Origin of the sequence: Corallococcus carmarthensis (assembly GCF_003611695.1) — a bacterium.
Classification (GTDB): domain Bacteria; phylum Myxococcota; class Myxococcia; order Myxococcales; family Myxococcaceae; genus Corallococcus; species Corallococcus carmarthensis.
Map to the genome: position 1 here is coordinate 1 of NZ_RAWE01000273.1, position 11,872 is coordinate 11,872.

Annotated in this window: 6 protein-coding genes; 2 read left to right on the plus strand and 4 right to left on the minus strand. The window is 72.4% G+C overall.

Annotated elements, in window-relative coordinates; translation table 11 throughout:
• Both D7X32_RS39565 and D7X32_RS39570 read left to right on the plus strand, forming a co-directional pair.
• A partial coding sequence (locus D7X32_RS39565) for a penicillin acylase family protein (protein ID WP_208752700.1) occupies positions 1–2,446 on the plus strand: 2,446 nt, incomplete at its 5' end.
• Between the two features lie 418 nt (positions 2,447–2,864).
• Positions 2,865–3,545: a Crp/Fnr family transcriptional regulator gene (locus tag D7X32_RS39570; protein ID WP_120607699.1), complete on the plus strand. Its 681-nt coding sequence runs from the start codon at positions 2,865–2,867 to the stop codon at positions 3,543–3,545.
• A 3-nt stretch (positions 3,546–3,548) separates the two neighbouring features.
• Here D7X32_RS39570 and D7X32_RS39575 read toward each other — a convergent pair whose 3' ends face one another.
• The 4 genes from D7X32_RS39575 to D7X32_RS47695 all read right to left on the minus strand — a co-directional run bounded on the left by D7X32_RS39575 (position 3,549) and on the right by D7X32_RS47695 (position 11,460).
• Positions 3,549–5,087, minus strand: a complete 1,539-nt coding sequence (locus tag D7X32_RS39575) for an adenylate/guanylate cyclase domain-containing protein (RefSeq protein ID WP_120607700.1) — start codon at positions 5,085–5,087, stop codon at positions 3,549–3,551.
• Positions 5,088–5,117: 30 nt separating this feature from the next.
• Positions 5,118–7,136: a protein kinase domain-containing protein gene (locus D7X32_RS39580; protein ID WP_120607701.1), complete on the minus strand. Its 2,019-nt coding sequence runs from the start codon at positions 7,134–7,136 to the stop codon at positions 5,118–5,120.
• Between the two features lie 144 nt (positions 7,137–7,280).
• Positions 7,281–8,147, minus strand: coding sequence for an NAD-dependent protein deacetylase (locus D7X32_RS39585; protein ID WP_120607702.1), 867 nt, complete (start codon positions 8,145–8,147; stop codon positions 7,281–7,283).
• A 181-nt stretch (positions 8,148–8,328) separates the two neighbouring features.
• Positions 8,329–11,460, minus strand: coding sequence for a tetratricopeptide repeat protein (locus D7X32_RS47695; protein ID WP_120607703.1), 3,132 nt, complete (start codon positions 11,458–11,460; stop codon positions 8,329–8,331).
• Between the last annotated feature and the right edge of the window lie 412 nt (positions 11,461–11,872).

Here is an 11,872-nt window from a genome sequence, read left to right on the forward strand (position 1 = left end):
CCTCCGCGTCATGAGTGCCATCTCCCAGGTCCTGCGCATGCTGCGCATGTTGCCGTCCGCCATGGCCGTGGCCGCCCCCGGCGTGGGCCCGTGGCTTGCCCGCCGCCGCTGGACGCGCGAGGAAGGCACCCTCACGCTGCCCGGCCTGCACGGCAAGGTGGAGGTGCTGCGCGACACGTGGGGCGTGCCTCACATCTTCGCCAGTGACGAGCACGACCTGTTCTTCGCCCAGGGCTACGTGCACGGGCAGGACCGGCTGTGGCAGCTGGAGATGGGCCGCCGGCTGGTGGACGGCCGGCTCGCGACCCTGCTGGGTCCCATGGGGGTGTCCGCGGATCAATTCCTGCGCACCATGGGCCTGCGCCACATGGCCGAGCAGGCCTGGGCGCAGGTGGATCCAGAGGCACGGGCCATCCTGGAGGCCTACAGCGCGGGCATCAACGCGCGCATCGCCGCGGAGCCGCTGCCCTACGAGTTCACCGTGATGAACGCGGCGCCCACGCCCTGGACGCCCGTGGACTCGCTCGCGCGCGGCAACCTGCTGGCGATGATGCTGGGCGGCAACCACCGCATCGAGCTCTTCCGCGCGCGGCTGGTGGCGGCGGTGGGCGAGGAGGTGGCCAACGCGCTGCTGCCGCAGAACGCGCCGGAGACGCCGCTCATCGTCCCGAAGGAGGCGCGCCTGCCGGGCCTCAAGTCCGTGAAGACGATGTCCGGACTGGACAGCGTGGACGCGGTGATGGGCGACCCGAACATCGTCTCCGGCAGCAACAACTGGGTGGTGCACGGCCAGCGCACGAAGAGCGGCCAGCCGCTGCTCGCCAATGACGTGCACATCCCGCTGGGCATGCCGTCCACCTGGTACGAGAACGGCCTGCACGGCGGCCGCTTCCAGCACGTGGGCTTCTCCCTGCCCGGCGTGCCCATGCTCATCGTCGGCCACAACGGGAAGGTGGCCTGGGGCATGTCCAACCTGGGGCCGGACACCCAGGACTTCTACATCGAGAAGCTGGACGACCCGAAGGCGCCCAAGCAGTACCTCTACCAGGGCACCTGGCACGACCTGCACGTGCGCCGCGAAGAGATTCCGGTGAAGGGCGGCGCCCCGGTGGTGATGGAGGTGCGGAGCACCCGGCACGGCCCGCTGATGAACGTCGTGATGGCGGACGAGCTGAAGGGCAGCGAGCCGCTGGCCCTCAAGTGGGCGCACACGGAATGCCAGCCGCTCATCAACGCCGTGCTGAAGCTCAACCTGGCGACGGACTGGGAGTCCTTCCGCGATGCGATGAAGCGCTGGGAGGGGCCGGGCCAGAACTTCGTGTACGCGGACACGGCCGGCAACATCGGCTTCCAGGCCACGGGGAAGATTCCCATCCGCCAGGGCCACCAGGGCCTCATCCCCATGCCGGGCTGGACGGGCGACGCGGAGTGGACGGGCTTCATCCCCTTCGAGGAGCTGCCCGCGTCCTTCAACCCGCCCGCGGGCTACGCGGCCACGGCGAACAACAAGATCACGTCCGACGACTACCCGCACCTCATCGCGCACAACTGGTTCCCGGGCTACCGCGCCAAGCGCATCACCGACCTGCTGGAGGCGGGCACGCAGCACACCGTGGGGACCATGCGGGACATCCAGGCGGAGACGTACTCGCTGCCCGCGGAGGCGCTGCGCCCCTACTTCCTGGCGGCGGCGCTCCCGGCGGACGACCTTCAGCGGCAGGCGGTGGACGCGCTGAAGGCGTGGGACCTGCGCTGCGAGCCGGAGGCCGTGGGCGCCACGGTGTTCCAGGCCTGGTACATCGAGGTGCTGCGCAAGCTGCTCCAGCACAAGCTGGAGCCGTCGCTGGTGAAGGAATACCTGCAGGGCCAGTACGAACGGCACGGCAGCCTGCACATGCCCTTCGTCATCAGCCTGATGTCCCAGCCGGACAGCGACTGGTGGGACGACCCGAAGACGCCGGAGAAGGAGACGCGCGACGACATCCTCCGCGCGGCCCTGGGCGTGGCCACCGCGTGGCTGGTGAAGACGTACGGCCCGAAGCCGGAAGCATGGGCCTGGGGCCAGGTGCACCAGCTCACCTACGCGCACCAGACGCTGGGCGGGCCCGCCATCCCCGGCCCCATCCGGCGCGTCTTCAACAGCCGCCCGGTGCCGGCCCGCGGGGACAACTACTCCGTGGACGGCGCCTCGTTCCTCTGGAGCCACCCCTTCAAGGTCGTCCACGGCACCGCGCTGCGGATGATTGTCGACATGGCGGACCTGTCCCGCTCCGTGTCCATCCACGCGCCGGGGCAGACGGAACACCTGTTCCACAAGCACCGCGATGACCTGATGGAGCTCAACCGCAAGGTGGAGTTCCACCCCATGCTCCACACGCGCCAGGCCGTGGAGCAGCACCGCGAGGCCACGCTGACGCTCACGCCCGCGGTGGCCCTGGCCAAATAAAACAACCCGGACTTGAAGACCGTCACTCCCCCCGGAGCGACAGGCCTTCAGGCCCGGGTCCATTGCTTTTCAGGCTCCAACGGGAGCCGGCACTCGTATTCGCGTCGAGTTCCCCCTCAGAAACTCGACGCTTCCCCCTTCTATGTGCCAGCCCCTGCGGTCCCCCCCATTTCCCGCGCATGTCGCGGTGAGCTAAGAAGTCCCCCGACTCCCCGACTCACCGTGTCACTGCTGCGCGGGCCCCCCTGCTTCCCGTGCTGCGATGAAGGAACAGTACCGGGACCCTCTGTTTCGATCTGTGAAGCGGCCCACAAGCCCGGTGTGAAGGCGTTCACACCCGCCGGACTTGTCCGCCGGACCTGGATGGGAGGCTTCCCTACCTGTATCCAGGGAATCCAGGCACAATGGCGCTCCCCTCATGTCCTACGCGCAGCTGCTGGCCGAAATCCCCATGTTTGAAAGCCTCGGCCGGGAGGACCTGGAGAACATGTCGTCGCTCCTCCAGCCCCGGCGCTTCGCACGGGGGGAGGTCATCTTCCACCGGGGGGATGTCGGCACCGCCCTCTTCATCATCCGGCGGGGACAGGTGGCCATCCGGTTGTCCTCCAGCGAGGGGCGGGAAATCACCCTGGCGCTGCTGGACCGGGGGGACGCCTTCGGGGAGCTGTCGCTGCTGGACGGAGAGATGCGCTCCACCGACGCGATGGCGCGCGAGGAGGCGCACCTGCTCACGCTCCAGCGCGAGGACTTCCGGCGCTACCTGGAGACGCGGCCGCAGGTGAGCCTGGCGCTGCTGGCGAACATGAGCCGGCTGGTGCGGCGCACGACGCAGCTCGTTTACGACTCGGCCTTCCTGGACGCGAGAAGCCGGCTGGTGCGGGTGCTGCTGGAGCTGGCGAAGACGCAGGGGAAGCAGTCCCCCGAAGGGCTGGTCATCACCCCGAAGCTCACGCAGTCAGAGCTGGCCAACCTGTGCGGCGTCACCCGCGAGAGCGTCAACAAGTGGCTGCGCTACTACGTGCGCGAGGGGATGCTCAGCTTCGAGGGCGGGCAGATCATCCTCATCCAGCCAGAGCGGCTGGGCCAGGACGCGGAGTAGCCGTCAGCCGCCCACGCGGAAGAGGGACAGGGGCTCCTCGCGGCCCTTCACCCGCACCGGCGCCAGGGGCTCCAGCGCGAAGGCGTCCGCGTCCAGCAGGGCTCGCGTGGCGTCCGTCATCAGGACCTCGCCTGGGCCCGCGACGCCGCACACCCGGGCCGCGACGTTGGTGGCGTCTCCCACGGTGGCGTACTGGAGGTAGCGCTCCGAGCCGATGTTGCCCGCGGCCACCGGGCCGGAGTTGAGCCCGATGTGGACTTGGATCTCCGGCGTGCCCTCCTCCCGCCAGCGGGCGTTGAGGGCCGCCAGGGCGTGTTGCATCTCCACGGCCGCGCGCACGGCCCGGTCCGCGTCGTCCGGCCGGGCGAAGGGGGCGCCCCACACGGCCATCAGCGCGTCGCCGATGTACTTCTCCAGCGTGCCCTCGTGGCGGAAGACGATGTCCGCCATCACCGGGAAGTACGCGTTGAGCATGTCCACCACCTGCCGGGGCTTGAGGCGCGAGGACATGGCGGTGAAGCCGGTGATGTCGGAGAAGAGGATGGTGACGTTCGCCTCGCGCACCTCCAGCGGCACGCCCCGCAGTGCCTTCAGCTGGCGCACGACGTCCGGTGGGAAGAAGCGCTGGTAGGCGTTGCGCAGGACCGCCTCCTCCTCCAGCCGCCGCGCCAGGTGCGCGTGGTCCAGGGCGATGGCGGCCTGGTTGGCGAAGGCGGTGAGGAACTCCAGGTCCTCGTCGGTGAAGAGGCCGCCCTGCGTGAGGCTGTCCAGGTACAGCACGCCCAGCACCGCGTCGCGCGTGCGCAGGGGCACGCAGAGGGAGGCGCGGATGGACTGGCGGAAGACGGAGTCCGCGCCCACCAGCCGCGCGTCGTCCTTCGCGTCGGTGAAGAGGGCCGCCACGCCGCGCGAGTGCACGTAGTCCACGATGTGCTGGCTGTAGAAGCGCTCCGGCAGCGCTCCACCCCGCGCGCCACGCGCCACGCGCTGCTCCAGCGCCCCCGTGTCCCGGTCCACCAGCAGCACCGCCGCCCGGTCCACCGCCCAGATTTGAAACACCAGCTGGACCACGCGCTCCAACAGCCCATCCACCGGGCCCGGGGAGGACAGGATCTGGCCCACCTTGAGGAGCACCTGGAGCTTGTCGCGGGTGCGGTCCGGCGAGCGCGTGTCGAGCAGCGCCTCCATGGGCCCGCCGGAGAAGCGCGTCTCCAACGGCTGCGTGCGCAGCGGGCCCCAGCCATCCGGCAGCGGCGTGTCCGAGGACACCAGCCGGAACCACACCTCGCCGCAGCGGAAGGACTGGCCGTGGCCCAGCTCCTGTCGTGACACGCGGTGCGGTCCCACGAAGCTGCCGTTCTTGCTGTCCAGGTCCACCAGCACCACGCGCCCACCCGCGCGCTCCAGCCGCGCATGGCGCCGCGACAGGCTGGGGTGCGGCACGCGGATGCCATTCTCCTCGGTGCGGCCGATGGTGGTGGTGCCCTCCGGCAGCATCACCACCCGTTCATCCACCTGGCCTGGGTTGAGGACGAGGCGCATGCGCTCAAGACCGCGTGGAGAGGACGGGCTTCAGGTGGGCCCCTTGGCCGTGAAGGCCTCCGCGCGGGGCGGAGAGGCGGGCGCTTCCAGGACGGCGGGGGCCACCTGTGCGGAGGTGCGGTCCGCGGAGGACGCGGACTGGCTGCCCTGGCGCGCCACCACCTCGCGCACCCCGAGCGGCTGGCCTCCGGGCCCCGGCAGGTACCGCTCCCCGGCGAGGCGGCAGTCGAAGGCGTCCCTGAGCCGGGCGGCCAGCGTCTCGCTCACCAGCACCTGGTCGCGCGCGGCCACGGTGGCGAGCCGGGCCGCCGTGTTCACCACGTCTCCCAGCACCGTGTGGTCCAGGCGTCCACGCCCCGCCGCGCCCACGTTGCCGGAGACCACCGGCCCGGTGTCCACGCCCATGCAGATGCCGTGGGCATACGGGGACGCGTCACCGCCGCTCCACGCCAGGGCCTGGAGCCGCTGCTTCACCGCGAGGCAGGCGTCCAACGCGCGCGACACGTGGCCTTCGCCCTGGAAGACGGCCATCACGGCGTCGCCCAGGAACTTGTCCACCACGCCGCCGCGCGACTCCAGCTCCGGGAGGATGACCTCGAAGTTGGCGTTGAGCCGGCGCAGCGCGGACTCCGGCGGATGCTGACGGGTGACGGCGGTGAAGTCCGCCACGTCCAGGAAGGCCACCGAGGCGTCCACCTGCTCGCCCGCGAGCCCGCCGGGGCCGCGCACCAGCGGCAGCATCCGGTCCACGATGCCGCCGTGCACGAACATGCGCAGCAGCGCGTTCTCCTCCGTGGAGCGCACCGCGCGGCGCAGCTCCGCCACGTGGCGCACCGTCTTGGCCAGCGTGGACTCCAGGTCGTCCAGGTCCACCGGCTTCACGAGGAAGTCGAACGCGCCCCGGTTCATCGCCGTGCGCAGGTTGGGCATGTCGCCGTACGCGGAGACGATGACCACCTTCACCAACGGATCCACCTCGCCCACGCGCGACAGGAAGGTGAGCCCGTCCATGCGCGGCATGTTCAGGTCGCACAGCACCGCGTGCGTGTCCGGGTGCTGGCGCAGCACCTCCAGCGCCTCCTCGCCGTCGCGCGCGAAGACGAAGCGGTAGACGCCGTCGCGCACGTGCCGGCGGAAGCGCTGACGCATCAGCACCTCCACGTCCGGCTCGTCGTCCACCACCAGCACCGTCGCGGCCTGCGCGGCGCGGCCTGCCTCCACCAGCGCGACGAAGGCGGCGGCCAGCTCCCGCGCGGACGTGAAGCGCTGCTCCAGCTTCGGGTGCAGCGCGCGCTCGAAGAAGGCGTCCCCGCCCGCGCCCAGCTCCGGCACGAGCTGCGAGACGGCCACCGCGGGCGGATGGAAGGTGCCTCGCAGGAGGGCGCCCACGGACTCGGGGCCGTAGGGGAACTGGCCGGTGAGCGCGCGGTAGAGCACCACCGCGAGCGACCAGAGGTCCGCCCTCGCGTCCAGGTCCGGATCCGCGCGCAGCTGCTCCGGGCTCATGTAGCGCAGCGTGCCGGTGAGCCCTTCGGCCTGCGCGGGCGCGCCGGTGGGGAGGAGCGAGCGCGCGAGCCCGAAGTCGAGCACCTTCACCACCTCCTCCCCGTCCACGTGGGCGAGGAAGAGGTTGGCGGGCTTCAGGTCGCGGTGGACGAGCCCCGCCGCGTGCGCCGCCGCCAGGGCCCGGGCCACCGGCGTGACGAGCGCGGCCACCCGGGCCGGAGACAGGCGCCCCTGCTGGGTGAGGCGCGTCTCCAGGTCCTCGCCCTCCAAGAGCTCCATGACGATGTACGGCACGCCGCCGTCCACGCCGGAGTCGTGCACCTGCACCACGTGCGGGTGGCGCAGCCGGGCCACGGCCTGCGCTTCCTGTTCGAAGTGGCGGTGCGCCTCCGGCGTGCGCGCCACGACGTCCGAGGCGATGAGCTTGAGGGCCACGTGCCGCTGGAGTTGCAGGTCGACGGCCCGCCAGATGGCGCCCATGCCACCGCCGCCAATCCGGCGCTCCAGCGCGTACCTGCCGCCCAGGGGGCGTCCGGTGTCCATCGGCCTGGTGTCTCCGTCCCGGGCACGGCCTGGCGCGCGTGCCTCGCGAAGCCGGGGATGATGGCACACTTGACCCCTCCCCCGGCGTGCCCATTCGGTGCTGTCCGGTGGCCCGGCCGCACGCCCGGTGTAGGAGGAGGAACGTCAGGTGCGCGTGAGCGCCTGGGTGAGCCGGGGCAGGACGTCGCCCGCCCGCGCCTCCACGCGCACATCCGCCAGGGGGTCGCCCCGGCTCTCCCCGATGTTGAGGATGCCGATGGGCATGTGCCGGTCCGCCGCGCGGGTGACGAAGCGGTAGCCGGAGTAGACCGTCAGCGACGAGCCCACCACCAGCAGCGCGTCCCCCTCCTCCACGAGCGCGAATGCGTCCTCCACCAGCGGGGCCGCGACGTTGTCCCCGAAGAACACCACGTCCGGCTTCAGCGTCCCGCCGCAGCGCGTGCACGCGGGGACGTGGAAGCCCTCCACCGCGTCCAGCGGCAGCTCCGCGTCACCGTCCGGGCGCAGCTCCACGACGGCGTGCGCGAAGTCCGGGTTGAGGCCCAGCATCCGCGCCTGGAGCGACGCGCGCGGCTCCTGCGCGCCGCACGCCAGACATCGCACCCGCGACAGCGCGCCGTGCAGCTCCAGCACGCGCTCACTGCCGGCCGCGTGGTGCAGGCCGTCCACGTTCTGGGTGATGAGGCCGGGCACCACGCCCGCCTTCTCCAGCGCGGCCAGCGCGAAGTGGGCCTCGTTGGGACGGGCGGAGGTGAAGCGCGGCCAGCCCAGCAGGCTGCGCGCCCAGTAGCGCTGGCGCACCTCCGGCTGGCGCAGGAACTCGCGGTGCTGGATGGGGTTGCGCACCTTGTGGCGCGTCTCCGGGCCTCGATAGTCGGGGATGCCGGACTCGGTGCTGCATCCGGCGCCCGTGAGCACCACGACGCGGCGTCCGCGCAGCAGCGAGGCCAGTGCGTCCACGCCCGCTTCGGGCGGGAGGGCGGCGACAGGGGGGTCCGAGAGGAGCGTCATTCCACCCTCCGTATAACGGGGGCCCCTCGCGCCCGCCCGGCGGGGCTTGTCGAGGAAGGGGGCGGCTGGCGGCTCCGGGCCTTCTCGCCCTCATGCGAGGCCCTCGCCGGAGGCGCGTCTCCCTCCGGGGCCACGGACTCTGGCTGGCGGCTCCGGGCCTTCTCACCGCTGGTTGAAACGCTCACCGGATGAGCGCATCCCGGGCCGGGTCCGCGGGCTTCGGCGTGGCCATGGCGGCCTTGATGTCCTTGCGCGCGGCGGGGGGCAGCTTGGCGATCCACCGGTCCATCGCCTGGCGCAGCTCCGGCACGGAGGACTCGTCGTCGGGCAGCGCGGCGGCTTCCTGGCGGGCCTCGGCGACGAGCCGCACGGCGCGGACCGGGTCCTGCTTCGCGTCCCACAGCGCGCGGCCCAGCATGTAGCGCGCGGCGGGGCGCTCCGCCGGACGGGGCCGGGCACGCTCCCAGCCCGTGACGGCCTTCTCCAACGGGGCCAGCGCTTCACGCGGCCGGCCGAGCACCATGTACGTGCGCCCCAGGTCCACCAGCGCTCCCGTCCAGCCGCCGTTCACGTCGTCCGGCAGGGACGTCTGGAGCGCGGCGGCGCGCTGGAAGTACGGCAGGGCCTGATCCGGCTGATTGCGGTAGCTGAGCGTCTGGCCCATGCCCCGGAGCACCAGCGCCAGCGTCGGGTGGTCCGGGCCCAGACTCTTCTCCACCTGTTCGAGCGCCGTGGCGAAACGCTGGGTGGCCTCCTCCAGCCGGCCCATGTGCACCAGCAGCGTGCCGATGTTGTTGACGATGATGGCCACCGTGGAGCTGTCACGCCCCTCCGTCGTCTCCGCGATGCGCAGCGCGCGCTCGTACAAGGGCAGCGCCTCCTCGCGCTTGCCCTGGTACTGGAGCGCCAGCGCCAGGCTGTTGAGCGCGTCCGCCACCTGCGGGTGGTCCATCCCCAGCGAGCGCTCCAGCAACGCCAGCGCGCCCCGGGCCAGCCGCTCCGACTGCACGAAGTCGCCCTGCTGCCAGCGCACGCTGGCCTGCTCCAGGCGGATGCGCGCCACGTCCGGATGCTCGGGCCCCAGCGCTCCGCGCACGGTGCCCAGGGCGCGCTCGTACAGGCCCAGGGCCTCCTCCGCGCGCCCCTGCGAGCGGCGCACGGTGCCCAGCTCCACGCGCACGTCCGCGACCTCCAGGGCCTCCGGGCCGAAGCGCTTCTCCAGGAAGGACAGCGCGCGGGTGAGCTGCTCGTGGGCCTCCGGGTAGCGGCCCTGTCGCGACAACAGCCGGCCCAGGTTCATCGCGAGCGCGCCGGCCAGTTCCCTGCTGCCGCCCAGCCGTTCCACCGCGGCGCTGGCGCGCTCCGCGGCCTGCTGCCCTTGCGCGTAGTGGTCCAGCCGTTCACCCGTCACACGCACCGCCAGCGTCCACGCCCGGGCGGCGGCGTCATCGTTGCGGCCGGCCTCCGCGGTCCACGCGGCCTGGAGCACCGTGGCCTCCGCGCCCCGGTAGTCCCCGGCCCCGTCCTTCAGCTCCGCGAGCAGCAGCAGCGCGTCCGCGGCGCCGGACCAGTCTCCGGCGGCTCGCGCGGACTGGGCCACCGGCTCCACGCGCGCCACGCCCTGCGAATAGCGGCCGGCGGCGCGCAGGGCCCTCGCGTCCACGAGCGCCTGGAGCAGCGCGACGGTGCGGTCCCTCGATGCGGCGTCGTCCGGCGAGGAGTGGCCCCGCGACGTCAGCGCCTCCACGTCCGAGCATCCCGCCACCGGCGCCAGCCCCTCCACCGCGCGGGGTGCCCGCTCCACCAGGTCCGGATCCGCCTGCGTGAACAACTGCGTGAGCGCGGCCACGTCCGCCAGCCGCGCGTCCAGGCAGCGCATGCGCAGCGCCATCACCGCTTCGCTCTGCTCGTGCCGCACGCGGGTGGCCTCGCAGGCCGCCGTGCGCGTCGTCACCCACGCGGCGGTGTACGCGTCCAGCCCCCGGCGCACGTGGCGGAAGGCGTCGTGCGCGAAGCGGCGCTGGGTGCCGACGAAGGCCGCCTCCACCGCCTGCTGCCGCGAGGCGTCCCACACGCCGTCCATGGCGCGCGCGGCGCCCTCGCAGCCCGTGGCGTCGCGGCCGTGGAGGGCGTGCGTGAGGCCCACCGCCGACAGGAGCAGCAGCGACGCACCGGCCACGCGCAGCCTCCGCGTCCGGCGCGCCGCGGGGTCCGCCTCCAGCGCGGCGATGAGCGCCTCCATGGAGGCGTGGCGGTCCTCGGGCTTCACCGACAGGCCCTTCACCACCACGCGACGCAGCCACTGCGGCACGCCGGAGTGCCGGGGCACGCTCTTCACGCGCCCCGCGTGCACCGCCTGGGACAGCTCCTCCACCGTGGCGCCCGCGAAGGGCCGCTCGCCGTAGAGGCCTTCGTAGAGCGCGGCGCAGAAGCCGAACTGGTCGCTGCGCGCGTCGGTGCGCTCGTCGGGAGGGAACTGCTCCGGGGCCATGTACGCGGGCGTTCCGCCCTCCATGGCGCGCGGATGGGTGGCGCCTCCGGGCGTCACCGGCGGGGCCACCGCGCCGGACATGATCCGCGACAGGCCGAAGTCGGTGACGCGCACGCGGCCGTCCTGGCCCACGAGGATGTTCTCCGGCTTCACGTCGCCGTGCACGACGCCCACCGCGTGCGCGGCGGCGAGCCCCCGGGCCACCGCGAGGAAGACCTCCACCACCTGGCGCCACGGGTGCGGCCCGTCGTGCTCCCACTTGCGCAGCGTGTGCGCGTCCACCAGCTCCATGGCCAGGAAGACCTGCCGGCCGAAGGTGCCCACGTCGAAGACGGAGACGACGTGCGGGTGGGACACGCGGGCCATGGCCTGCGCCTCGCGCAGCACCTGCGTGCGGCCGGCCTCCGCCCCCAGCCCCAGCGCCTCCACCTGGAGGAGCTTGAGCGCGACGCGGCGGTCCAGCTCCGGGTCATAGGCGGCGTACACGACGCTCATCCCGCCCACGCCCAGCATCTCCAGGATGAGGTAGCGGCCCACCGCCGTGCCCCGCGCGAGCGGCGGCGTCGGCAGGCGCAGGCGCGGCTTCTTCCCGCGCCACGGGTCCACGGCCAGCGTCGCCAGCTGGCTGTCGAGGACCTCCTCCTCCGGCGGAACAGGCTCCGGGGTGGTGGCGGGCGGCTGCACCTTCAGCGCCTCGGACACCATGCGGCGGCAGGAGGGACACGTGTCCAGATGCTCGTCGACGCGCGAGGCCCTGTCGGGAGGCAGCGTCCCGAGCAGGAGGTCCATGAACGTGGGTTCGTCCAGACAGGCGAGGGGCATGGGAGGCACGCGGAAGGGAGCCAGCACAGCAGGTGTCACGGCTTGCGTCGAGTCACCCGGGGGACGTTCCAGGGGTTGAAGGGTTGCCTGCTCGGCGGGTGGGACGTCGTTTCTCGAACGCACACACCGGGTTTGGTTGAGACAGGAGGGGCTTTCTGGAAGCGTCCGAGCATGCGGCGGCTGCGACGTCTCGGATGGGCAGGACTGATATCCCTGGCGCTGCACGTCCTGATTTTCGGGCTGTTGTGGCTGGCACCGTCGTCCACCGGACGCATGGCCCGGACGCGCCCGAAGGCGGTCGAGGTGGAGATTGTCACCTTGCCATCCGTCAGCTCCGCGCCCCCCCTGCCCCAGACGCCTCCGGCCCCGGGGCCGGAGGCGTCTGGGGCAGGGGGGGCGCGGAGCTGACGGA

Bases quoted from the DNA above. Each gene is read 5' to 3' on its own strand.
- D7X32_RS39580 (WP_120607701.1), bottom strand. From the start codon at position 7,136: ATGGACACCGGACGCCCCCTGGGCGGCAGGTACGCGCTGGAGCGCCGG.
- D7X32_RS47695 (WP_120607703.1), bottom strand. From the start codon at position 11,460: ATGCCCCTCGCCTGTCTGGACGAACCCACGTTCATGGACCTCCTGCTC.
- D7X32_RS39575 (WP_120607700.1), bottom strand. From the start codon at position 5,087: ATGCGCCTCGTCCTCAACCCAGGCCAGGTGGATGAACGGGTGGTGATG.
- D7X32_RS39585 (WP_120607702.1), bottom strand. From the start codon at position 8,147: ATGACGCTCCTCTCGGACCCCCCTGTCGCCGCCCTCCCGCCCGAAGCG.
- D7X32_RS39570 (WP_120607699.1), top strand. From the start codon at position 2,865: ATGTCCTACGCGCAGCTGCTGGCCGAAATCCCCATGTTTGAAAGCCTC.